This window comes from Herbaspirillum sp. C7C8 (genome assembly GCF_022627875.1).
GTDB lineage: Bacteria > Pseudomonadota > Gammaproteobacteria > Burkholderiales > Burkholderiaceae_D > Herbaspirillum.
On the sequence record NZ_JABXGG010000015.1, the window covers coordinates 34,770 to 56,732 of the forward strand.

Genomic DNA, 21,963 nt, shown 5'->3' on the forward strand with positions numbered 1-21,963 from the left:
CTTGGCATGTTGTCGGTACGGCGCGCAGGGCGGGCCGGGGAGTCGATTGTAGGGGGCTTTCGTGATTTTTTCCAAGCGGCACCGTATTTTTGCGGTGTCAAGGCGGCAGGTGGAGTCAGGCGGGTGGGGTGGACGGTGTGTCCGTGCCTGTCGAGGCCGCAGAGGAGGCGCGCGCCTGGCGCCGCATGGCGCGCACGAAGTCTGGCAGGCGGCGACCATTGCGGTCCGGATAGTGGCCGTGTTCGCTCATCTGTTGCACCCGGTCCAGGCGGAAGGAGCGGAAGTCCTCGCGCCGCTCGCACCAGGCCGCCAGCAGCCAGGTACCGCCAAAGAAGGCCAGCGCCAGTGGCCATACCACGCGTTGACTGCTGCGCTGCTGGGCATCGGTGTAATGCAGCAGCAGCTTGTGGCGGCTGTTGATGGCCTGGCGGATGGCTTCCAGCCGCTCACCCTGGCTGCCATCATCCTGCATGGCCGGAGCAAAGAGCGGCGTGGCCTCGACGAAATCGCGCTTTTCCCTGGGCAGGGCCAGCACCACCTTGGCCAGCGCCGATGCGGCCGCAGCCCCCAGTTGCGGGCCGCCCCAGGCCTGCACCATGCGCATGCCGATCACCAGTGCATCGATTTCATCGCTGTTGAACATCAGCGGCGGCAGGTCATAGCCCGGCTTGATGCGATAGCCGACCCCGGCTTCGCCATCCACCGGCACACCTGAGAGCGACAGGTCGCGGATGTCGCGATAGACCGTGCGTTCCGACACCGACAGCCACTGCGCCAGCTGACGCGCCGTGGTGAGACGGCGTCCGCGCAGGTATTGGGTGATCTGGAACAGGCGATCGGCTCGACGCATGACTGGCAGAGAAAAAAAGATGCGCGCCATTCTGGCACGCATGCTCCTGGCCCGCCACGAACTTCGATGCTGCTGTGCAAGATGCGGGCGTGAGGTTCAGCGGGCGCGCCACAGCATTCAGTGCATGGCGTGCAGGGCCAGGCGATTGCCTTCGCTGTCGATGAACTGGGCGATATAGCCGATATCGTTGGGCAGTTGGAAACGCTGCATGGTGACTTCGCCACCGGCGGCCTCGACGCGATCCAGGACGGCCTGGATGGAAGGGCCTGCATCGAGATAGATCAGCGTGCCCTGACGGGTCGGCTCCAGCCAGCCGGGTGAGGTCAGGCAGCCGACGGACTGGCCATCGTCACGCACGAAGATGGCCATCGGTCCTTCTTCCGACAGTTGTTCCTGGCGCAGCGTGGTGGCAAAGACGGCTTCGTAGAAGCGGGTGGCGCGCTGCAGGTCCTTGGTGGCGATCTCGAACCAGTTGACTTGGGTTTGCATGATGTTCTTCCTTTTCTTGTCAGGGGAGCGTTGTGCATGCCGGTTGGCATGTAGCGCATCATGCGTGAGGGCTACTGACACCGTTCTGTCAGTAGCCCTCGCGCCCTGAGGAAGAAACCTTCACGCATCAGCGCGTCGCCGTGGCCGGGACGCCCTCCGGCTGCGCGGTCTGACCGATTTGTTCACTATCGTGCCGGGCCGCATAGCGCCGCGCCAGCACTGCGCACAGCATCAGCTGCATCTGGTGGAACAGCATGATCGGCAGCAGCACCACGGCCGCACCGCTGCCGGCAAACAGCACCGAAGCGATGGGAATGCCCGAGGCCAGCGACTTCTTGGAGCCGCAGAAGACCAGCACGATTTCATCACCACGCGGCATCTTCAGGGCGCGGGCGCCATAGGTGGTTGCCAGCAGCACGGTCCCCAGCAGCACGGCATTGACCAGCACCAGCAAGGCCAGCTGCGCGGGCGGAAACAGGTGCCACACGCCCTGCGCCACGGCCACGCTGAAGGCGGCATAGACCGACAGCAGAATGCCGCCACGATCAACCACGTTGACGATGACCTTGTGGCGATTGATCCAGGCGCCGATCCAGGGCCGCATCAGGTTGCCCAGCACGAAGGGCAGCAGCAGCTGCAGCAGGATGCTCAGCACCTGCGTCATGCCATTGGCCTGGTGGTGACGATGCAGCAGCAGCGTCACCAGCAACGGCGTGATGACGATGCCCAGCAGGTTGGAGGCGGTGGCGCCGCAGATCGCCGCCGGCACGTTGCCGCGAGCGATCGAGGTAAAACCGATGGAAGATTGCACCGTGGAGGAGAGCGTACAGACAAACAGCACACCCATCCACAGCTGCGGCGTCAGCAGGTCGGGCACGGCGCTCCTGAGGGCCAGGCCCAGCAGGGGAAACAGCAGGAAGGTGGAGGCCAGCGTGAGCAGATGCAGGCGTGGCTGCTTCAGCCCCGACAGCGCCGCCTCCCGCGAGAGCTTGGCGCCGTGCAGGAAGAACAGCAGCGAGATGGCCGCATTGCTGGCGATGTGCATGAAATGCTCGAAGCCGCCGGCGGCCGGGAACAAGGTGGCCAGCAGCACGGTGCCGATGAGCAACTGGGTGAAGCGGTCAGGGAGGAAGCGGTTCATGGCGCGCTCGCGAAGAAAATGGAAGGAAATTGCCCGGGTTTGCCCTCATCATAGGAAAGTGCACGGCTATCGGGAACCCCTCTGATCACGTTGACTGTCATCGGAAAATCCGATGATAATGGCCGCATGCTCAATCCGCTCTGGCTCCAGACCTTTGCCACGGCTGCCACGGCTTCCAGCTTCACCGAGGCCGGGCGCCAGCTTGGCCTGACGCAATCCACCGTGAGCGACCATATCCGTCGCCTGGAAGAAAGTCTGGGGCGACGCCTGTTCGTGCGCGACACGCATTCCTTGGCGCTGACCGCCGATGGCGAGAGCCTGCTGGTGCATGCGCGCCTGATCCTGCAGGCCCATGCGCGGGCCGAAGCGCAGTTCAGTGCCCCGCGCCTGCGCGGCCGGGTCCGCTTCGGCACCTCCGACGACCTTGCCATGGGCCCGCTGCCGGACATGCTGGCGGCCTTTCGCAGCCAGCATCCGGAAGTCGAACTGGAAATCACCATCGGCCTCACCAGCGATCTGTATGCCGCGCTGGAGCAAGGCAAGCTGGACCTGCTGGTCGGCAAGCGCCGCGCGGGCGAGTCACGCGGACACAGCATGTTTTCCACCCCCATGCAGTGGCTTACGCGCCCCGATACGCTGGTCGATCTGAGCGAACCCTTGCCGCTGATCCTGCTGCCCGAGCCCAGCATCACCCGCGCGGCCACCTTGCAGGCGCTGGGCAAGTCGGGTCATCACTGGCGCATTGTCTGCACCAGTGGCAGTCATGCCGGCTGCATGGCGGCTGCGCGCGGCGGGCTGGGTCTGGCAGCCCTGCCGCAGCACCTGGGCTCACGCGACCTGGTGGAACCCTTGAATCACGCGGCCCTGCCGCGCCTGCCGGATGTGGAATATGTGGCCCTGACCGCGCGGCGCCTGTCGCGCCCGGCCGATACGCTCTACCAGATCCTCATGGCCAGCCGCCTGAGTCGTGGCTGAACAGCTTGTCCGGGGCGGGTTTCAGGTCGTCTCGACAATCAGGGCGGGGTCCGCCAGTGAACGGATGCGCCGGTCCACGAAGTAGCCACCGGCTTCCACGTAGCGCAGATAATGGCGCCCGCATTGCGTGCAGCGGGCGACGTTGCAGCGGTTGCAGGGATACCAGGCCGGTGCGATGGGCGCCTCAGGCGAGGCATAGCGCGTGCCGTGCGGATGGTATTCGGTGAAGGTCGGTTCGTCGTAGGGGTCGGTGATGAGCGTGGCCACGTCCACCAGCTGGGTTTCCGGCAAGGACAGCGGCAGGCTGATCCAGCCGCGGCTGTCGGCTGTGCGGCAATTGCAGGGCGTGGTGATGGCCGCACTCTCGGTAGCCAGGGCGCGCAATTGCGCCAGGTCTGGATGGGGAAGCAGGTCTTGCATGGGAGCAATGGATCAGTGGTAAAGCCTGATGTCCTGTGGATAAACGCAGTGCCAATGCGAGAAACGATTTATCCACAGGCTGGCGAAAACAAGAAAACCGGGCAAACCTACTTTTTCGGGTTGTAGCGGATATCGCCTTCAAACAGCTGTGCCGTACCGCCTCCCAGGTCGGATTGCACCGGCCACACCTCATGTCCGATGCGCAACTCGGTTCCTTCGTAGACTGCCTTGGCCACGATGATGCGAGCGTCTTCCGCGGCCACCATGCCTTCCTTCATCTGGCTCACTTCTTCCAGCAGCACCTTGACCTCGTAGGCCAGCGCCTTGCGCTTGTCGCTGGTCTCATGGAGGATTTCCGGCGTGGCCTTCTCGGGGTTGAGCTTGTAGTAGCTCTGTTGCTTGATGGTACGGTCCAGCTCGGCCACCTTGCGCGTGTATTCCTGTTCCTTGATGGCGATCTTCTCTTCCAGATACGGATCGAGACCGACCTGGATGCGCGTATGCGTGGTGGTCGAGGCGCCGATCACGTTGGCACGAATGAGGTTGGTGGCTTCCACGCGCCCGCCGATGATGTGGCCGGTGCGCGGATTGCCCTTGCCCACCGTGATCTCGTTGCCGGCCAGCAGTTCGCAATGGCGGGCATTGCCCAGCACCAGAATATCTTCGGCAGCTTCGATGTGGGCGCTCTCGGCGAACATCACCTGCACCGATTTTTGTGAACTGATGCGCGAGGCAATGGCGGTGGTCCCGGCCTGCGCGGTCACGCCTTCGCTGTGGCCGATCACGCCGCCCTTGACGGTGACGCTGCCGCCGGCCACGATCTCGGCCGCTTCCACGGTACCGTTGATCACCACGTCGCCACCCACGTGCATCTTCATGCCCGTGAGCACGTCGCCCGAGACCTTGACCGTGCCTTCAAAGCTCAGGTTGCCGGTGGAGAGGTCGACGTTTTCCACATCCAGCACCGGATTGACCTTCACGCCATTCTTGATGACCGTGGGCTGGCCCGGCACGATGGCCACCAGCAGATTGGGGTCGTCCTCGCTGGGCTCGGCACCGATACATTCCTTGGAGAAGGGGGCGTCGGCAATCGGCCGCGCCGGTACCTTGCCGCCGCGGATGTCGATGCCGTCCTGGCCCGGTACGGGCGGAATGCGGCGCATCAGCGCATCGCCCACCTTGACCAGCAGGATATGGCCCATGTCGGCGTAGGAGACCACGGCATCTTCGTCAATGTCGGCCAGCTCCTCTTCCTTTTCTTCCAGCAGGCTCTCGAAACGAGCCGGCTCGGCCGGCGTGGGCATGAGACCCTGGGCCACTACCAGCTTGTTGCAGAAACCGGCCGACAGCGCGCCGCGCAATTGCTCGTGCAGGATGCCGTAGGTGATCCCGGCCGCGCGGATGGCGTTGACCACTTCCACGCTCTTGGCGCGGCCACCATAGGGCGGCACCAGGGTCAGCGAGGCCGTCATCAGGTCATCGGCCACCTCCAGCGAGAACTCGCCATCGCGCCGTTCGGCGATGACCTGCGTGACTGCCTCCTTGGCATCTTCTGCCTTGCGCACGAAGGCGTTGAGGATCGAATCCTGGAAAAACAGCTTGGTCAGACCATGATCGGTCATGGACTGTTTCAGGAAGGCCAGCGTGAGCGGCGGGAAGCCCGGCGTGGGCTGCCACGTTGCGCTCAGTTCGCCGCTGGCCCGGTCGAACGCAAACGACAGCGGTTGCGGAGTTGCTTGGTTCATGCTGTTCCTCGATGTGATGCTGCACCGGGTCTGCTGCGGATCCCCTGCGGGTGATGGCGGCCGCGATATCGTCTTGTGCAATGGAGGCGTGCGCCCTCAAGGCGCCATCCATACGTGCCGGGTCGGCATCCTGCCGGCGGCAGTCCCCCTGACGCAATACAGTTGACATTGTAATGTGGCAAGATGATCCAGTAATTTGTTCGATAGCACAAGTTTTGCCAATTTTGGCTCTAGATTAGGCTCTTATCGTTGGTTTTATGTTAAGTACCCAAATAGAAGACTTCAAGGGGGAAGATCCTCGCGACGACGCCTTGAGTGCGGCACGTTATCGTGCCGGGCGTGCCAGTACGCTGGTGAGCATCGTGGTCAACATCGCGCTGGTGATGCTGCAGGTCACGGCGGGCGTGTTTTCCGGTTCGCAGGCGCTCATTGCGGACGGCATCCATTCGCTGTCCGATCTTATTTCCGACTTCGTGGTGCTGCTGGCCGGGCACCACAGCCGCAAGCAGGCCGACGACGATCATCAATATGGTCACCAGCGTTACGAAACGGCGGCCTCGCTGGCACTCGGTGCGCTGCTGCTGGCCGTGGGTCTGGGCATGCTGGTATCGGCGGCGCAGAAGATCCAGCATTACGGCCACACCCCGCCGGTACATGTGGCCGCCTTGTGGGTGGCACTGGCGGCCTTGCTGGCCAAGGAACTGCTGTTTCGCTACATGCTGCGCATCGCCGAGCGCGTGCGTTCGAGCATGCTGGTGGCCAATGCCTGGCATGCGCGTTCGGATGCGGCCTCGTCGCTGGTGGTGGCCTTGGGCATCGTCGGCAGCCTGGCCGGTTTCACCTTGCTTGATCCGGTGGCGGCGGCGGTCGTGGGTTTGATGGTGGTGCGCACCGGCTGGGGATTTTTCTGGAGCGCGCTGCATGACCTGATGGACCGTGCCGTCTCGGCCGAGGAAGCCGAGGCCATCCGCGCCACCATCCTCGCCACGCCCGGCGTGCAGGGGCTGCATGATCTGCGTACGCGGCGCATGGGTGATCTGACACTGGTGGACGTGCATCTGGAAATCGATGGCGCCCTCACCGTCACCGAGGGCCATGCCATTGCCATCGATGCGCGCCGGCGGGTGCTGGCGGCGCATCATGTGCTGGATGTGATGACGCATGTGGATCCGGTGGAGCAGGGGGCAGCGCACTGATCGTCACAATGACTGCGTGGCAATACACTGTGTAGCGTGGAGCACTACATTGTGACGAACTCTGCACGACGACTTGTCGGGCACGGCCGTCTTCGTTTAGAATCCGGGCTTCTCTTTGGGGAGTAGCCAGCTTCCGGGTCATCCGGAAGAGCCCGTGTCAACATTCTCGGCAGCATCGATGCCGTGGCGCGGGTAGCCATCCAGGTAGGCGAGACCATAGACGTATCCTGCGGCCAGGCTGGGCGCGCAGGCACGTCCATGGACTTCGCCCGGCCAAGGAACCCCGTTCATGAATTTCCCCGCTCTCGTCCTTCTCGCGCTCGCGATGTCCACTGACGCCTTTGCGGCAGCCATCGGCAAGGGTGCCGCCATGCAGAAACCACGCTTGCTGCAGGCGCTGCGTATCGGTCTGCTGTTCGGCGTGATCGAAGCCATCACTCCGCTCATCGGCTGGTTTGCCGGTTCCGTGGCCACCAAGTGGGTTGCCGAATGGGACCACTGGATCGCCTTCGTACTGCTGCTGGTGCTGGGCGCGCGCATGATCCGCGAAGGTCTGAGCGAGGATGATGAGCAAGACGAGGCCGATGTCACCCCGCAGAAGCAATCCGTGGTCATGCTGGCGCTCACCGCTGTGGCGACCAGCATCGACGCCATGGCCGTGGGCGTGGGCCTGGCCTTCATCGACGTCAACATCCTGGAAGCCTCATTGCTGATCGGCCTGGCCACCACCACCATGGTCACCATCGGCGTGATGGTCGGCCGCGTGCTGGGCCATCTGATCGGCAAGCGTGCCGAGATTGTCGGGGGTGTGGTTCTCATCGGCGTGGGCGCAGCGATTCTCTACGAGCACATGAGCCGCGCGGGCGCCTGAGTTCAGGCCCGGCGCAGTCGTGCTGCGCGCTCGGCACAGTATCCGGTGGCCATCAGGCGAAAGGCCGTCACCGCCGGATTGTCCTGGTCCGCGCGCCACGCCATGCTCATCTCGGCACGCGGCACCTCCCCGGCCAGTGGCCGGAACTCCACCCGATCGTAATGGAAACGCTGTGCCGAGGCAGGCAGGATGCCAACGCCCAGGCCGGCGCGTACCAGTGAGAGGATGGTATGGCTCTGGTCGATGTACTGGGTGAAATCCGGTTTGACGTCCGCCGCGCCCAGCATGGCCATGATGCGTTCGTAAAAGTACTTGCCATGCGTGGGGGAGTGCATGATGAAGGGCTGACCATCGAGCTGGGTGGTGGCGATGCGTTCATGCAGCGCCAGCGCATGCCCCTGGGGCATGGCCAGCACCAGCGGTTCCTCATCGACCAGCTGCAACTCCAGCGGCTGGCGCGACGATACCGGGCGCAGGAAGCCGATATCGATGGTGTTGGCGCTAAAGGCTTCCAGCTGCGCCACCGAAATCAGTTCGAACAGCACCACATCGATCTCGGGCAGGCTCTTGCGCGCCTGCATGAGCAACTCCGGGATCAGCTCGTAGCCGGCCGCGCCCGTGAAGCCTACGCGCACGCGCCCGGTCTTGCCCTGGCTGGCGCGGCGTACCGTGCTCTCGGCCTGTTCCGACAATTGCAGCAGGCGCGACGCGTCGGCCAGGAACACCCGGCCTTCGGTGGTGAGCCGCACCGTGCGCCCCACCCGTTCGAACAACTGCACACCCAGCCGGTGTTCCAGCAGGTGGATCTGGCGTGACAGAGGCGGCTGGGTCATGTTCAGCAACGCCGCCGCACGACGGAAATTGAGTTCGGTCGCAGCGACCACGAAACAACGGACTTGAGCCAGATCGAGCATGAGGATGTGCCGGTAAGGGGAGCGCCTGCATTATAGGCATGGCCGCTCCCCGCTGCGGCCGTGGTCGGATTCAGGTGGTCAGGCTACCTTCGGGACGCTGTCCTGCCAGCCCTTGGGCCAGACTGGCCAGCACCATCTCGCCCATGGCCGTGCGCGATTCCACGGTGGCGCTGGCGCGATGCGCCTGCAACACCACCTGGTCCATCTGCAGCAGGGCCGGCGGCACGTTGGGTTCGTCCACGAACACATCCAGCCCCGCACCGGCAATGACGCCACGTTGCAGGGCATCCACCAGATCCTCTTCCACCACCAGCTTGCCGCGCGCGATATTGATGAGAATGCCTTCGCGTCCCAGCGCATCCAGGACGGCGGCGTTGATGATGCCCTGCGCCTTGTCGGCGGCAGCGGCCAGCACCAGTACATCGCTCTGGCGCGCCAGCTGCAGCAATGCCGGTTGGAACGTGTAGGGCAGGTCGTCCATGGCGCGCAGGTCGGTGTAGGCGATGGGGCAGCCAAAGGCCGCTGCGCGCTGGGCGATGGCACGGCCGACCTTGCCCATTCCGACGATGCCCACGCGCTTGCCGCTGAGGCGACGCGAGAGGGGAATCGCCGTCGGCGAAGGATGGCGCACCCAGTCACCGCGCTGCACGAAGGCGTGACCCGGACAGATCTGCCGACTCACCGCCAGCATCAGGCCCAGCGCCAGATCGGCCACGTCCTCGGTCAGTGCACCGAAGGTGCCGGTGACCGGCAAGCCCTTGCTGCGCGCATGGTTCAGATCCACTGCATCGGTCCCTACGCCATTGACGGCCACGACCTTCAAGGCCGGCAGGCGATCCATGAGGGCGTTGCTGATACCGGTATGGCCGCCGGTGATGACCCCTTCGATGACGGCCCCGTGGCGTGCGATGTAGGCTTCCTTGTCCTCCTGCTCGAACAGGCGGTGCATGTGATAGAGATTCTCCAGCTTGTCATTGATGGCCGGAACCAGGATGGGATTGAGCTGCAGTACGTGGCGTTTCATGGGAGAACTCCTTCTCGTTCGATGGCAATGCGGGGCGATGATGCGGGCATTCCACCAGCACGTCCAATCCGAAAAGGCTATCAATTGATTCAGGAAATGGCACCTGATCGGGTATCAATATCGATTCAATCTGCACATCACCTGATAGCCAGAAAAGATTGGACGCCACGCAGGGGCACGGCCATGATTCCCGGCGTCGGCCTGCAAGACACGCAAGGTCGCCATCAACGTCGGGCGCCAACAGATCCCTTTGCGGGACGCACAACAAAGCCCGCCACCTGCACTGGAGACAAGCATGAACCTGGGATCACACCGGAGGCAGCGCGCGCTGCCCTCCTGACACGGGCGCATCGCCACGCCGTTGCCGCCAACCATAACGATAACCACGAGACACGCCACCAAGGGAGTTCGACGATGAATCCTGTCGACGCCGCCGACCCCGTCGGCCGCCATAGTTCCACCGCCTCCTCTGCAATTGCTGCCCCTGCGGCCAGCCGTTTGTCAGAGCAGAAACCCACCCGCTACCGTTGGGTGGTGATGGGCCTGATCTTCCTGATCTGGGCCATTGCCTGCGCCGATCGCGCCAATTTCGGCATCGCCCTGCCGTACATGAAAAAGGAGTACGGCATCTCCAACACCGAGGCCGGACTGATCGTGAGTCTGTTTTCGTTTGCCTATGGTCTGGTGCAGATTCCGGTCGGGTTGATGTACAAGCGCCTGAGTGCCAAGACCACCGGCATGCTGTTTTCCGTCTTCATGTTGCTGACCTCGTTGTTTACCGGGCTCATGGGCACGACTTCCTCGGTGCTGCTGTTGCAGCTCTACCGTGTCGGTCTCGGTTTGTCGGAAGGGCCACTGGGCATTGGCTGTACCAACGTCATCAATCGCTGGTTCCCGCCGGAGGAAAAGGGGACCGCCACCGGACTGTGGATTGCGGCCTCCAAGCTGGGTCCGCTGATCGTGCCGACGGTGTGCATCATCGTCATCCAGCTCTGGGGCTGGCGCGAAATCTTTTACGTGTTTGCGGTGCCGGGCATCTTCCTGGCCATTCTGTGGTTCTTCCTGGTGACCAATTCGCCCGCCGAAAACCGTTTCTGCAATGAGGCCGAGCGCCGTTACATCACCCAGGAGCTGTCGGCCGGTGCGGGCAGCGCCGGCACTGTTGCGGGGCAGGGTGCGCAGGTGGCACCGATGCCATGGCTGGACGGCATCAACCGTACCCGTCGTGTGCCGCGCCTGGAGACCTTGCGCCAGGTCTTCACGTCCTGGAACGTGATCGGCGTGGCTCTCGGCTATGGCTGCATGATCGGCATCAGCAATATCTTCATGTCGTGGATCCCGACCTATCTGGTCACGGTCAAGGGATTTGCTTCGGTGAAGATGGGTTTCCTTGCCTCGGCACCGTTCATCGGTGCGGTCGCGGGCAACATGCTGGGGGGCGTGATCTCGGACCGCCTGCTGGGTGGCCGCCGCAAGCCCATGATGCTGCTGGGCGCGCTGGGTACCGCCGTGATGACGCTCATGCTGGTGGATGCGCCCGACAGCGTGCTCTATCTCGGCGCCATGCTGATGTTGTCGGGCCTGATGCTGGGGATCGGCTTTGCCGGTTATTCGGCCTATCCCATGGGCCTGGCCACCAAGTCCACCTACCCGACCGCGTTCGGCATCGTCAATTCGCTGGGCCAGATCGGTGGCGCCTGTGCACCCCTGGCCGTGGGAATGCTGCTGGACCGCTATGACTGGAGCAGTGTCTTCCTTTACATGGTCGGCACTTCGCTGCTGTGCCTGGTGCTGCTGTTGAGCGTAGTGGAGCCGATCACGGTACGCAAGGCGGGGGACGAAGCCTGAGCGCGCAGTGCATGGAGAAAGCGACTGGCCCGCGTTGTTGCGGGCCTTTCTGTTGCTGACGAGGAATATTTGTGCCGATGCCTATTAATATCTGTTGGATATTAATACGCATCGAATTATATATTGGACAAACACTCTCCTCGGAGGCACTCTTGTGCTCCCTTTTTCCCTAAGCAGCCCTGAGGAGACACCCATCATGCCGACCTATCGTTCCTATACCACTACCCAAGGCCGCAACATGGCCGGCGCGCGTGCGCTGTGGCGTGCCACCGGCATGAAGGATGGCGATTTCACCAAGCCCATCATCGCGGTCGTGAACTCCTTCACCCAGTTCGTGCCGGGTCACGTGCACCTGAAGGACCTGGGCCAGCTGGTGGCGCGCGAGATCGAGGCGGCTGGCGGCGTGGCCAAGGAATTCAACACCATCGCCGTGGATGACGGCATCGCCATGGGCCACGACGGCATGCTGTACTCGCTGCCCTCGCGCGACCTGATTGCCGATTCGGTCGAATACATGGTCAACGCCCACTGCGCCGACGCCATGGTCTGCATCTCCAATTGCGACAAGATCACCCCGGGCATGCTCATGGCCGCCATGCGCCTGAACATCCCCGTGGTCTTCGTCTCCGGTGGTCCGATGGAGGCCGGCAAGGTCATCAAGACCGTCAACACCGACAAGAAGGTCATCAAGCTGGACCTGGTCGACGCCATGATCCAGGCCGGCGACAAGAACATCTCGGATGCCGACGTGGCCGAAGTGGAGCGCTCGGCCTGTCCGACCTGCGGTTCCTGCTCGGGCATGTTCACCGCCAACTCGATGAACTGCCTGACCGAAGTGCTGGGCCTGTCGCTGCCGGGCAATGGCACCATCGTCGCCACCCACGCCGACCGCAAGGAACTGTTCCTGCGCGCCGGCCGCCTGATCGTCGAACTGGCCAAGCGCCACTATGAACAGGATGACTACAGCATCCTTCCGCGCAACATCTGCACCAAGGAAACCTGGGAAAACGCCATGACCCTGGACGTCTCCATGGGCGGCTCCACCAACACCGTGCTGCACCTCCTGGCCGCAGCCCACGAAGCCAAGGTGGAATTCACCATGGCCGACATCGACCGCATTTCGCGCCGTGTTCCCTGCCTGTGCAAGGTCGCGCCGATGACCAACAAGTACCACATCGAAGACGTGCACCGCGCCGGTGGCATCATCTCCATCCTCGGTGAGTTGGCCCGTGCCGGCCTGCTGGACACTTCGCGTCCGACCGTGCACAGCAAGACCCTGGGTGAAGCCATCGAGAAATTCGACATCCGCGTCACCAGCGATCCGGCCGTGCACAAGCTGTTCCGCGCCGCCCCCGGTGGTGTGCCGACGCAAGTGGCCTTCTCGCAGGAAGAGCGTTTTGAAGACAGCGACCTGGATCGTGCCAACGGCTGCATCCGTGATCGCGAACACGCCTATTCTCAAGATGGCGGCCTGGCGGTCCTGTACGGCAACATCGCCGAGAAGGGCTGCATCGTCAAGACCGCAGGCGTGGATGAAAGCATCCTGAAGTTCTCCGGCACCGCACGTGTCTTCGAGAGCCAGGACGCCGCCGTCGAAGGCATCCTGGGCGACAAGGTCAAGGCCGGCGACGTGGTCATCGTGCGCTACGAAGGTCCCAAGGGCGGCCCCGGCATGCAGGAAATGCTGTACCCGACTTCGTACATCAAGTCCAAGGGTCTCGGCAAGGCTTGCGCGCTGTTCACCGATGGTCGTTTCTCCGGTGGTTCCTCCGGCCTGGTGATTGGCCATGCTTCGCCGGAAGCGGCTGAAGGCGGCGCCATCGGTCTGGTGGAAGAGGGCGACATGATCGACATCGACATCCCCAACCGCAGCATCAACCTGCGTATTTCCGGTGAAGAACTGGCCAAGCGTCGCGCCGACATGGAAGCCCGTGGCGATGCCGCGTGGCAGCCGGGCAACCGCCAGCGCGTGGTTTCGCAGGCACTGCAGGCTTATGCCGCGCTGACCACCTCGGCCGATCGTGGTGCCGTGCGTGATCTGTCGCAGTTGAAGCGCTGATCGTACGTGGCCGTCGCCGGTCACCGCTGCCAAAAAAATCGCCCGGTGCAAGCCGGGCGATTTTTTTTTGCTGCGTCTGGCCAGGCTCAGACCTTGATTGCCGGCCGCATGTGCGTAGACGCAAATGCCAGCCCTTCCTCGAAGGACGACAGCACCATGTCCACCTGTTCCTTCACGGTCGCGGCCTCGACTTCCTCGTTGAAGAAGGACGGACGAATCGTTACCAGCAGCGCATGCGGCAGGTTCTCGCGCAGGTCGCGTACTACCCCCATCCAGGCGTCCAGTTTCTCTCGCACCGGATAGACAAGGAACACGATGGACACCAGTTCGGCCTTGCTGGTATCGGGCGGTCCTTCCTCGGGCTGGTCCAGCGTGATGCTGCGGGCATCAATGCCGGTCACGCGCAACGCATGCACCAGCAGTTCGGAGAGCAGGTCATCGCGCTCATGGCGCAAGCCACCGCACAGCACCACCGACCCTTGCGGCACATCCAGCGAACCCTGCCAGCGTCCCAGCCGCGCCTGGCGCAGTTCACGCAGATGCGCACCGACGCTGCTGTTGAGCAGAGGTACCTCGCGGCGCCGACGCAGGCTGCGCGGCGCGCCGGGACTTTGCGTGAGCACTTCGGTCAACTGCGAGACCGCATGCAGCAGACGCTCCTGCTGCGCTCCTTCGATGCGACCATGGCGCAAATCCAGCGCCGCCAGGGCCAGGCCGGGCAGCAGGATCTGGTCGCAGTACTTGGCAAAGCTCTGCTTCTGCAGATGCGTGCGGGCATCGCGGATGATGGCGTCCGATTCACCGGCCAGGGCACGCTGGTAGAAACGCTCGGCGTGTGTCATGTCGGGCGCCTCGCCCAGCAGGATGGTGATCGGTTCCAGGGCCGACACATGGCGCCCGGCCACCACCAGGCACAGCGTCAGCGGAGTGGAGAGCAGCAGGCCGATGGGCCCCCACAGCGTGCCCCAGAACAGCGCCGAGACGATCACCGCCAGCGGCGAGAGGCCCGAGCTGTGACCATACACGCGCGGTTCGATGAAATTGGCCACGATCACTTCCAGCCCCACATAGAACGCCAGGAAAGACAGCGCCAGCCACCAGCCCGGATCGATGGCGGCGATGAAGATCGAGATCATCAGGCCCGAGGCCAGTGCACCCAGGTAGGGGACGAAGCGCAGCACCCCGGCCAGCGCGCCCCAGAGCACCGCATGCGGTACGCCCCCGGCGGCCAGCACCGCACCCATGATGAGGCCGAACACCAGGTTGACCAGGAACTGTGAAAAGAAGAAACGCGATACGCCCTCTGCCGCATCGCCCAGTGCCTGCATGGTGCGGCTCATCTCGGTCAGCCCGGCCAGGCGGATCAGGCGTTCGCGCAGGGATTCCTGTTCCAGCAGGATGAACACCAGCAAGACCAGCACGATGCCGGCCTGGCCGATCGGTCCCCAGGCCAGCGCAAAGAGGCGCCGCAAGGCCCCGCGCACCGACATGCGGGTATCGGTTTCGGGCGCGGCGGCGGCTGCTGCTGCAGCGGCGGCACGACTGTTCTTCTTGCCGCTGCGCGCGCTCTCCGGCAGCGGCTGCGGGATCACCGCGCTCAGTTCGGCCTCCAGCCGGGCGAAGGGACGCTCGGTCATGGCACGCACGCTTTCTACCTTGTCCTGGATGGCTTCGCGGTATTGCGGCAGATCGCTGGTTACGCTCACCAGCTGGAAGGTCAGCACCACCGCCAGTGCCACCAGGCAGCCGCCCACCAGCAGCACCGATACCATGGCGGCGGCAGCCCGGTTCAGGCCCAGGGCGGCGAGCTTCCTCACCAGCGGCAGGATGATCAGGCTGGCAATGCCGGCCACTGCCAGCGGGGCCAGGATGTCGCGGCCGAAGTAGAGCATGCCCAGTACCACGGCCGCCCCCAGGAGGGTGGTGGAATTCAGGCGCGAGAAGGCGGAAGTCTTGAGGTTTTGCATGGAGAGGATGAGGGCAGGAAGGCGGGCCGGTCAGCGATGCAGCGCGAGTATAGCCCTTGCCCTTGCAGTGCGCGCATCGCGCCTTGACGTTTTCTGCACCATGCCCCGCAACATCAGGTGCAGCGAGGCTTGCAGAGGGGGTGGTTCAGCGCGACACTTCATACAATTCCAGCGGCAGGCCATCCGGGTCGGCGAAGAAGGTGAAGCGCCGGCCCGTGTATTCATCCACGCGGATCTCTTCCACGACCACGCCACGGGCTTCCAATTCGGCCTTGCTGGCGGCGACGTCGGCGACCGCAAAGGACAGATGGCGCAGACCGCAGGCCTCGGGACGCGAAGGACGCGACGGTGGGGCGGGGAAGGAGAACAGTTCTATCTGCGTACCGTCGGGCAGGCCCAGGTCCAGTTTCCACGAGTCGCGTGCGTCGCGGTAATGTTCGGCAATCACGCGCAGGCCCAGCAGATCGACGTAGAACGCGCGGGAGGCCGCATAGTCGGAACAGATGAGGGCCACATGATGGATGCCTTGCAGCTGCATGGGATGCTTTCAGAAAGAGGGTTCAGCCGGGACGGCCCTTGGGGCCACGCTGCGCCAGCCCGGCGCAGACCGCGCGCACCTTGTCGCGCAGCCAGCGATGGGCCGGGTCCAGCTCCACGCGGGGATGCCACATCAGCGAGACGATGATGGGGTCGGTGGCCACCGGCAGTTCGAACAGATGGATGCCGGAGGCACTGCCATCCTTGCGCGGTGCCCCCGCCTGGGTCAGGAAGGAGTAGGGCACCATGGTCACCAGGTCGGAGCAACGCACCACCGCCAGCGCGCCCGGAAAGCTGGGCACGACTGCCACCACCTTGCGCACCAGGCCGCGCCCGGCCAGCGCGGCATCGATGGGGCCGTTGCGCTCGCCTCGTGGCGAGGCGCTCACATGCTCGTGGGCGCAATAGCGCTCGGCACTGACGCGGCGCAAGGCGGCCAATGGATGTCCGATGCGTACCGCACCCACGAAGCGATCACGAAACAGGGTTTGCAGACGCACCTCCGGTCCCATCTCGCTGGCCACGCCGATCTCGATGTCGGCACTGCCTTCGCGCAGTGGCAGCGGACTGCGCTCCACCTTGGGCGCGAAGCGCAGCCGCACCAGCGGGGCCTCTGCCGCCACGGCACTGATGAGTGCGGCACCGCAGGCTTCGATGAAGCCTTCATTGGCGCGCAGGGTGAAATCCCGCTCCAGCCGGGCCAGGTCCAGTTCCGGTACCGAGGGACGCAAGACCGATCGGGCTTCGTGCACCACATTGCGCACCCGTTCGCGCAGGGCTTCTGCGCAGGGAGTCAGCACCATCTGTCGTCCGGCCCGTACCAGCAACTGGTCGCCGGTGGCCTGGCGCAGGCGGGTCAGGGTGCGGCTCATGGCCGAGGCACTCAGGCCCAGGCGGCGCGCAGCCCCGGCCACGCTGGCTTCGGCGATGAGGGCATCGAGGGCGATCAGCAGGTTGAGGTCGGTATCGGGCATGACGGCATCCTAGCATGCGGTGGCAGACATGATTGGAGACATGGCGTTGCATGCAATGATCCAATGCAGGCCGTGCGTCTTCCGCCTTGTCTCGCGGCTGGCTATAGTGAAGACCTGATTCGATCTTCCCAAGCGATCTCCATGTCACTCTTTTCCGATCTGCCCGGCGACGAAGGCCTGCCGGGCGTACAGCGCCGCCGCGCCATGCTGGCCGTGATGACGGCCACCACCATGGCCGTCTTCGACGGCACCATCATCAACGTGGCCCTCCCGCAGATCAGCCAGGCCCTGCAGACCTCGGCCGCCGCCTCGGTATGGGTCGCCAATGCCTACCTGCTGGCTACGGCCATGACGCTGGCCGCCTTCGCCGCCTTGTCGTCGCGACTGGGCTTCCGCTCCCAGTTCACCGCGGGGCTGGCTGTCTTCACGCTGGCCTCGCTGGGCTGTGCATTGTCGCACTCGGTGGACCTGCTCATTGCCATGCGCGTGTTGCAGGGCCTGGGCGGTGCAGCCATGCTGAGCATTGCGCCGGCCATTCATCGCACCGTCTTTCCCAACCGCCTGCTGGGGCGCATCCTCGGCCTCAATGCCGTGCTGGTGGCGGCCAGTACCGCCATCGGTCCGGTACTGGGCGGCACCTTGCTGGCTGCGCTGGGCTGGGAATGGATCTTCCTCATCAACGTGCCGCTGGGCATCCTCGCCGTGCTGCTGTCGTGGAGCGCCATTCCGGAAACACGCAAGCCGGCGCAGGCGCCCTTCGACGTGGCCGGTGCGCTGTGGTCGGCGCTGGCCATGGGCGCCATCATCATGGCGGCCGATACCTGTGCGCGCTTTGCCGAACCGGGCCAGGGTACCCACGCCATGCTGGAGGCGGCAGCCTACGCCCTGGTGGCGCTGCTGGCCGGTACCGCCTTCGTGCGCGGCCAGCGCCGTGTACCGGAACCGCTGTTGCCGCTGGACATCTTTGCCAATGCACGTTTCTCGCTGGCCGCACTGACCTCGCTGGCGTCCTTCGTGGGGCAGGGCATCGCTTTCGTGGCCTTGCCCTTCCTGTTCCAGAACGGCTATGGATACACCGCCTTTGAATCGGCAGCACTGTTCACCCCGTGGCCGCTGGGTATCGTGCTGGTGGCGCCGCATGCAGGCAAGCTGGCCGACCGTCATTCTCCGGCGTTGCTGTCGAGCCTGGGCCTGGCGCTCTTTACGGTCGGGCTGGGCTTGCTGGCCTTGCTGCCCGATCACGCCCAGGCCTGGGACATCGGCTGGCGTGCACTGGTGTGCGGCATGGGCTTCGGTTTCTTCCAGAGCCCCAACAATCGCGAGATGCTCTCCAATGTCACCCGCGAGCGCAGTGGCAATGCCTCGGGCGTGCTGGCCATCATGCGTACCTTCGGCCAGTGCCTGGGCGCGGCCATGCTGGGCACGATCCTGGCGATCTACACCGCCGGTGCGGTGGCCCAAGGTGAGCTCAAGATGAGTGCGACGCAGGATGGCGAGGCGATCCGTCTTGCCCTGTGGGTCGCGGTCCTGGCCACCGCGCTGGCTACGGCAGTGAGCGCCAGCCGCCTGCGTCGCAAGGCGCAATCGCCCGCCTGATCTGCATTTGCGAGCCATGGTGCAGAAAACGTCAAGCTCCCTGGAACTCATCCTTGACTGAAATGTACCCAAATTGGTAACTTTTTAGTGAGCCCTTAAATCCTCGCTGATTCTCGCTTTGTCCCGGCAGGCGGGAGCATAGACTGCTTTTGCTTGCCGGCGTGCCGACTGCCACCCAGGGCGAATTACAAGCACAACAGCGTCCCGTTTCATCCTCCTCGCCCCACTCAAGCGTTCAGGTTTCGCAGTCCACCCTTGCAAGCTCCGTCCAACTCTCTCCGGCCTCATCCTGCATCGGCCGGGGGATACCACAAAAGGGGGCAATACCATGGGCAAGTTGAAAGTCGTGACCAGGCTGGCATTGGGCTTCGGCCTGATTCTCGTGTTTCTGTTGGGCATTTCCTTGCTGGGCATGGCGGGCATGTCGCGCATCAATGATGCCCTCAGCGACATCACCTCCGTCAACAATGCCGAAACCAGGCTGGTTGCCACCATGCGCAACGCACTGAGCCAGCGCGCCATCGCCATTCGCAACATTGCCCTGCTCGATGACCAGGAAGGCATGCGCGTAGAAGCGCAGACGCTGGCGCGCCAGGAAAAGATCTATGGCGATGCCTTGCTCGCGCTGGACAAGATGTTCAACACCGAAGCGGCCACCAGCGAGCGCGAGAAACAGTTGCTGGCCCAGATCAGGTCCGACGAGGCGGCCGCCGTGCCGTTGATGGCCAAGGCGCTGCAATTGGGGCTGGACAACCAGCCGGCCGATGCCGTCAAGGTGCTCATCACCGAAGTGCGGCCCAAGCAGCAGGCCTGGATCAAGTCGCTGACCGAACTGGCCGAATTCGAAGACCAGCTCAACGACGACGCTGCCGCCAGTGCCCGCAGCACCTATGCCTGGCTTCGTTCCATCATGCTCAGCGCGGTGGCGCTGGCCTTGCTCGCGGGCGTGGTCGCCTCGGCGATGATCGCGCGCAGCATCCTGCGCCAGCTCGGGGCCGAACCATCGGAAGCGCAGGCCGTCGCGCGCGAGATTGCCTCGGGCGATCTCACGGCCACGGTGCGTCTGCGCGAGGGCGACGGCGCCAGCCTCATGGCGTCGATCGAGCAGATGCGTTATCAGTTGAACGTAATTGCACACGGCATCAAGTCGGCGGCCGAGACGATTTCGGTGGCCAGTGGCCAGATTGCCCAGGGCAATTTCGACCTCTCGCAACGTACGGAAGAACAAGCGGCCTCGCTGGAGGAAACCGCCGCCAGCATGGAAGAGCTGACCACCACCGTGCGCCAGAACACCAGCCATGCCAGCGAAGCCTTGCGCCTCTCGGGCGGTGCGGCGCAGACGGCCGCCAGCGGCAGCGAAGCCTTTGATCGCGTGGTCTCGACCATGGACAAGATTTCGGCCAGTTCCGGCAAGATGGCCGACATCATCGGCGTGATCGAAGGCATCGCCTTCCAGACCAATATCCTCGCCTTGAATGCGGCTGTGGAAGCGGCCCGCGCCGGCGAGCAGGGGCGCGGCTTTGCGGTGGTGGCCTCGGAGGTGCGCTCGCTGGCACAACGCAGCGCCGTGGCGTCCAAGGAGATCAAGGATCTGATCGGTGAATCGATGGCACACGTGGGGGCGGGCTCGCAACTGGTGGCCAGCGCCGGTCAGCAGATGAGCGGCATCGTGGCTTCGGTGCAGCGCTTCGGCGAGATCATGAACGAGATTTCCACTGCCACCCAGGAGCAGGGCAGCGGTATCGAGCAGATCAATACCGCCATCGTGCAGATGGATCAGGTGACCCAGCAGAATGCAGCGCTGGTGGAACAGGCCAGTGCGGCGGCGCAGTCGCTGTCGCAGCAGGCCTCGGGTTTGCTGAAGGTGGTGTCGGTCTTCAAGATTCGCCAGGATGCCTCGACCATGACCGACAACGCACCCGCAAGCCCGACGGCACCGGCCTTGCAGAGCGCGCCGCTGGCGGCCCTGCACTGAGACCGATACCGAGAGAGCGAAGCGGCAGGGGGGCGGCACTCAGCCTTGGGGGCCGTCGTCCTCGTCCTCGTCCTTGGGCACGAACACCATGCCGCTCTTGGCGTTGTAATCCATGAGACCGGCATAGCGGCCCCAGGCGATCATGGTCTCGAAGGTCTTTTCAGGATTGTCATAGGGCAGGGCGCTGCCGATGTCCTTCAATACGCGCTCGGCCTCGATCTCCTCGGCCTCGCCCAGCACCGCCAGGATGATGTGGAAGATGCGCAGCTTGTAGACCTGCTCGGCAAAGATGGCGCGCTGTCCCTGGCGGTCGGCCGCCACGAAGCGGCGGCCGAGATCGGTCAGGTAGACCTCCTGCTTGGGGGTGTCCACCAGTTCCAGGATCTCTGCGGCCTTCACGGTCGCGATGGTCTCGCCGAATTCCTTGCCGATCTCGTCGGAGATGTCGTAGATGTTGTTCAACTCCGGTTCGTCGTTCAACAGGCTCATCAGGCCCAGGATCTGCCCCACCGGGATCAGCGGGATGGATTCCATGCGCTTGCGTCCGCGCGAGATCGGCTCACCCGGCACGTGCACTTCCGGCGGCAGGTCGGGCAGCGTCAGGGTGGTGATGGCTTCGTGGATGATGTTGACCAGACGTTGGAATTCCGGGCTCTTGGAGTCGCGCGGATAGGGTAGCGGGTTCTCCAGCACCAGACCCAGGCGACCCGGACGCGGGAACACCACGACGATGCGGGTGGCCATTTCCACCGCTTCCTCGATGTTGTGGGTAACCATGAAGATGGAGGTCAGGCCGCTGTCCGGTGCGCGCCACAGGCTGATGAGTTCCTGGCGCAGGTTTTCGGCGGTCAGCACGTCCAGGGCGCTGAAGGCTTCGTCCAGGCACAAGAGCTTGGGCTTGGAGACCAGCGCCCGTGCAATGCCCACGCGCTGGCGCATGCCGCCCGAGAGTTCGCGCGGATAGGCGCTATGGTAGTTGCCCAGGCCGATCAGTTCGATGGCGCGGTCGACCGCCGCGTCGCGTTCCTCGCGGGTCGGATTGTGCGACATCAGGCCTACGGCCACGTTCTGTTCCACGGTCAGCCAGGGATAGAGGGCGAAGGTCTGGAACACCACCGACGCATCACGATTGACACCATTGAGCTGTTTGCCGGCGGCCATGGTGTGGCCCGAGCTGGGTTCCACCAGGCCGGTCAGGCAGCGCAGGATGGTCGACTTGCCCGAGCCGGACTGGCCCAGCAGCGCCAGCAGTTCGCCTTCGTGGACGGCCAGGTCGATGTTGTCGAGCACCTTGAGCTCGTGGCCGCCGGCGGTATTGTAGGATTTGCTGACCGCGCACAGTTCGGCGACGGCAGGGCGTTGTTGCGAGGGTGTCATGGGTT

General features: G+C 64.1%; 19 protein-coding genes. 7 read left to right on the top strand and 12 right to left on the bottom strand.

The features are described from left to right. Window positions 1-115: 115 nt before the first annotated feature. The 3 genes from HWE01_RS17110 to HWE01_RS17120 form a co-directional block, all read right to left on the bottom strand. Window positions 116-850 (bottom strand): helix-turn-helix transcriptional regulator, encoded by a 735-nt coding sequence (locus HWE01_RS17110; protein WP_241822399.1) that lies wholly within the window; start codon window positions 848-850, stop codon window positions 116-118. A gap of 117 nt (window positions 851-967) precedes the next feature. Continuing rightward, window positions 968-1,339 carry a VOC family protein gene (locus tag HWE01_RS17115; protein WP_175344281.1) on the bottom strand — a complete coding sequence of 124 codons (372 nt, stop codon included), beginning with the start codon at window positions 1,337-1,339 and terminating at the stop codon, window positions 968-970. A gap of 127 nt (window positions 1,340-1,466) precedes the next feature. Then, complete coding sequence (locus tag HWE01_RS17120; protein WP_008325298.1) at window positions 1,467-2,480, bottom strand: bile acid:sodium symporter family protein; 1,014 nt, start codon at window positions 2,478-2,480, stop codon at window positions 1,467-1,469. A gap of 126 nt (window positions 2,481-2,606) precedes the next feature. Here HWE01_RS17120 and HWE01_RS17125 point away from each other — a divergent pair, with 126 nt between their 5' ends. Further along, window positions 2,607-3,455, top strand: coding sequence for a LysR family transcriptional regulator (locus HWE01_RS17125; protein ID WP_008325300.1), 849 nt, complete (start codon window positions 2,607-2,609; stop codon window positions 3,453-3,455). Window positions 3,456-3,476: 21 nt separating this feature from the next. Here HWE01_RS17125 and HWE01_RS17130 read toward each other — a convergent pair whose 3' ends face one another. Next, window positions 3,477-3,875, bottom strand: coding sequence for a cytochrome c oxidase subunit Vb family protein (locus HWE01_RS17130; protein ID WP_008325302.1), 399 nt, complete (start codon window positions 3,873-3,875; stop codon window positions 3,477-3,479). Window positions 3,876-3,982: 107 nt separating this feature from the next. Then, window positions 3,983-5,620 carry a flagellar assembly protein A gene (locus HWE01_RS17135; protein ID WP_175344277.1) on the bottom strand — a complete coding sequence of 546 codons (1,638 nt, stop codon included), beginning with the start codon at window positions 5,618-5,620 and terminating at the stop codon, window positions 3,983-3,985. Window positions 5,621-5,877: 257 nt separating this feature from the next. On the opposite strand from HWE01_RS17135, the gene HWE01_RS17140 reads away from it, so the two are divergent. Further along, window positions 5,878-6,816 (top strand): cation diffusion facilitator family transporter, encoded by a 939-nt coding sequence (locus HWE01_RS17140; RefSeq protein ID WP_008325306.1) that lies wholly within the window; start codon window positions 5,878-5,880, stop codon window positions 6,814-6,816. Between the two features lie 138 nt (window positions 6,817-6,954). Here the strand turns inward: HWE01_RS17140 and HWE01_RS17145 are convergent, their stop codons facing one another. After that, complete coding sequence (locus tag HWE01_RS17145; protein WP_175344276.1) at window positions 6,955-7,107, bottom strand: hypothetical protein; 153 nt, start codon at window positions 7,105-7,107, stop codon at window positions 6,955-6,957. Here HWE01_RS17145 and mntP point away from each other — a divergent pair. Then, window positions 7,106-7,687: a manganese efflux pump MntP gene (gene mntP, locus HWE01_RS17150; RefSeq protein WP_008325308.1), complete on the top strand. Its 582-nt coding sequence runs from the start codon at window positions 7,106-7,108 to the stop codon at window positions 7,685-7,687. The genes HWE01_RS17145 and mntP overlap by 2 nt on opposite strands. Window positions 7,688-7,689: 2 nt before the next feature. On the opposite strand, the gene HWE01_RS17155 is transcribed toward mntP, so the two are convergent. Next, a complete protein-coding gene (locus HWE01_RS17155) occupies window positions 7,690-8,601 on the bottom strand; it encodes a LysR family transcriptional regulator (RefSeq protein ID WP_008325310.1) in 912 nt (303 codons plus the stop codon). 70 nt (window positions 8,602-8,671) lie between these two features. Then, window positions 8,672-9,625, bottom strand: coding sequence for a 2-hydroxyacid dehydrogenase (locus tag HWE01_RS17160; protein ID WP_008325312.1), 954 nt, complete (start codon window positions 9,623-9,625; stop codon window positions 8,672-8,674). Between the two features lie 414 nt (window positions 9,626-10,039). On the opposite strand from HWE01_RS17160, the gene HWE01_RS17165 reads away from it, so the two are divergent. Both HWE01_RS17165 and ilvD read left to right on the top strand, forming a co-directional pair. Next, complete coding sequence (locus tag HWE01_RS17165; protein ID WP_241822400.1) at window positions 10,040-11,473, top strand: MFS transporter; 1,434 nt, start codon at window positions 10,040-10,042, stop codon at window positions 11,471-11,473. 196 nt (window positions 11,474-11,669) lie between these two features. Continuing rightward, complete coding sequence (gene ilvD / locus HWE01_RS17170) at window positions 11,670-13,532, top strand: dihydroxy-acid dehydratase (protein WP_008325316.1); 1,863 nt, start codon at window positions 11,670-11,672, stop codon at window positions 13,530-13,532. Window positions 13,533-13,618: 86 nt separating this feature from the next. On the opposite strand, the gene HWE01_RS17175 is transcribed toward ilvD, so the two are convergent. From HWE01_RS17175 to HWE01_RS17185, 3 genes are all read right to left on the bottom strand, one after another. After that, window positions 13,619-15,499, bottom strand: a complete 1,881-nt coding sequence (locus HWE01_RS17175; RefSeq protein WP_008325318.1) for an AI-2E family transporter — start codon at window positions 15,497-15,499, stop codon at window positions 13,619-13,621. A gap of 145 nt (window positions 15,500-15,644) precedes the next feature. Beyond that, window positions 15,645-16,037 (bottom strand): SMU1112c/YaeR family gloxylase I-like metalloprotein, encoded by a 393-nt coding sequence (gene gloA2, locus HWE01_RS17180; RefSeq protein WP_175344270.1) that lies wholly within the window; start codon window positions 16,035-16,037, stop codon window positions 15,645-15,647. Window positions 16,038-16,059: 22 nt separating this feature from the next. Further along, the gene (locus tag HWE01_RS17185) at window positions 16,060-17,010 is read right to left on the bottom strand and encodes a LysR family transcriptional regulator (RefSeq protein ID WP_241822401.1); all 951 of its coding nucleotides are present in this window, start codon (window positions 17,008-17,010) and stop codon (window positions 16,060-16,062) included. Window positions 17,011-17,151: 141 nt separating this feature from the next. Between HWE01_RS17185 and HWE01_RS17190 the strand changes: the two genes are divergently transcribed. Both HWE01_RS17190 and HWE01_RS17195 read left to right on the top strand, forming a co-directional pair. Further along, complete coding sequence (locus tag HWE01_RS17190) at window positions 17,152-18,606, top strand: MFS transporter (protein WP_008325328.1); 1,455 nt, start codon at window positions 17,152-17,154, stop codon at window positions 18,604-18,606. A gap of 328 nt (window positions 18,607-18,934) precedes the next feature. Then, window positions 18,935-20,581: a methyl-accepting chemotaxis protein gene (locus tag HWE01_RS17195; RefSeq protein ID WP_008325330.1), complete on the top strand. Its 1,647-nt coding sequence runs from the start codon at window positions 18,935-18,937 to the stop codon at window positions 20,579-20,581. A 39-nt stretch (window positions 20,582-20,620) separates the two neighbouring features. Here the strand turns inward: HWE01_RS17195 and HWE01_RS17200 are convergent, their stop codons facing one another. After that, entirely contained in the window at window positions 20,621-21,958 is a 1,338-nt protein-coding gene (locus tag HWE01_RS17200) for an ABC transporter ATP-binding protein (RefSeq protein WP_008325332.1), read from the bottom strand. Window positions 21,959-21,963: the final 5 nt, after the last annotated feature.

Coding starts and splice junctions, on each gene's coding strand:
- HWE01_RS17110 (WP_241822399.1), bottom strand. CDS start 850: ATGCGTCGAGCCGATCGCCTGTTCCAGATCACCCAATACCTGCGCGGA.
- HWE01_RS17115 (WP_175344281.1), bottom strand. CDS start 1,339: ATGCAAACCCAAGTCAACTGGTTCGAGATCGCCACCAAGGACCTGCAG.
- HWE01_RS17120 (WP_008325298.1), bottom strand. CDS start 2,480: ATGAACCGCTTCCTCCCTGACCGCTTCACCCAGTTGCTCATCGGCACC.
- HWE01_RS17125 (WP_008325300.1), top strand. CDS start 2,607: ATGCTCAATCCGCTCTGGCTCCAGACCTTTGCCACGGCTGCCACGGCT.
- HWE01_RS17130 (WP_008325302.1), bottom strand. CDS start 3,875: ATGCAAGACCTGCTTCCCCATCCAGACCTGGCGCAATTGCGCGCCCTG.
- HWE01_RS17135 (WP_175344277.1), bottom strand. CDS start 5,620: ATGAACCAAGCAACTCCGCAACCGCTGTCGTTTGCGTTCGACCGGGCC.
- HWE01_RS17140 (WP_008325306.1), top strand. CDS start 5,878: ATGTTAAGTACCCAAATAGAAGACTTCAAGGGGGAAGATCCTCGCGAC.
- mntP (WP_008325308.1), top strand. CDS start 7,106: ATGAATTTCCCCGCTCTCGTCCTTCTCGCGCTCGCGATGTCCACTGAC.
- HWE01_RS17145 (WP_175344276.1), bottom strand. CDS start 7,107: ATGAACGGGGTTCCTTGGCCGGGCGAAGTCCATGGACGTGCCTGCGCG.
- HWE01_RS17155 (WP_008325310.1), bottom strand. CDS start 8,601: ATGCTCGATCTGGCTCAAGTCCGTTGTTTCGTGGTCGCTGCGACCGAA.
- HWE01_RS17160 (WP_008325312.1), bottom strand. CDS start 9,625: ATGAAACGCCACGTACTGCAGCTCAATCCCATCCTGGTTCCGGCCATC.
- HWE01_RS17165 (WP_241822400.1), top strand. CDS start 10,040: ATGAATCCTGTCGACGCCGCCGACCCCGTCGGCCGCCATAGTTCCACC.
- ilvD (WP_008325316.1), top strand. CDS start 11,670: ATGCCGACCTATCGTTCCTATACCACTACCCAAGGCCGCAACATGGCC.
- HWE01_RS17175 (WP_008325318.1), bottom strand. CDS start 15,499: ATGCAAAACCTCAAGACTTCCGCCTTCTCGCGCCTGAATTCCACCACC.
- gloA2 (WP_175344270.1), bottom strand. CDS start 16,037: ATGCAGCTGCAAGGCATCCATCATGTGGCCCTCATCTGTTCCGACTAT.
- HWE01_RS17185 (WP_241822401.1), bottom strand. CDS start 17,010: ATGCCCGATACCGACCTCAACCTGCTGATCGCCCTCGATGCCCTCATC.
- HWE01_RS17190 (WP_008325328.1), top strand. CDS start 17,152: ATGTCACTCTTTTCCGATCTGCCCGGCGACGAAGGCCTGCCGGGCGTA.
- HWE01_RS17195 (WP_008325330.1), top strand. CDS start 18,935: ATGGGCAAGTTGAAAGTCGTGACCAGGCTGGCATTGGGCTTCGGCCTG.
- HWE01_RS17200 (WP_008325332.1), bottom strand. CDS start 21,958: ATGACACCCTCGCAACAACGCCCTGCCGTCGCCGAACTGTGCGCGGTC.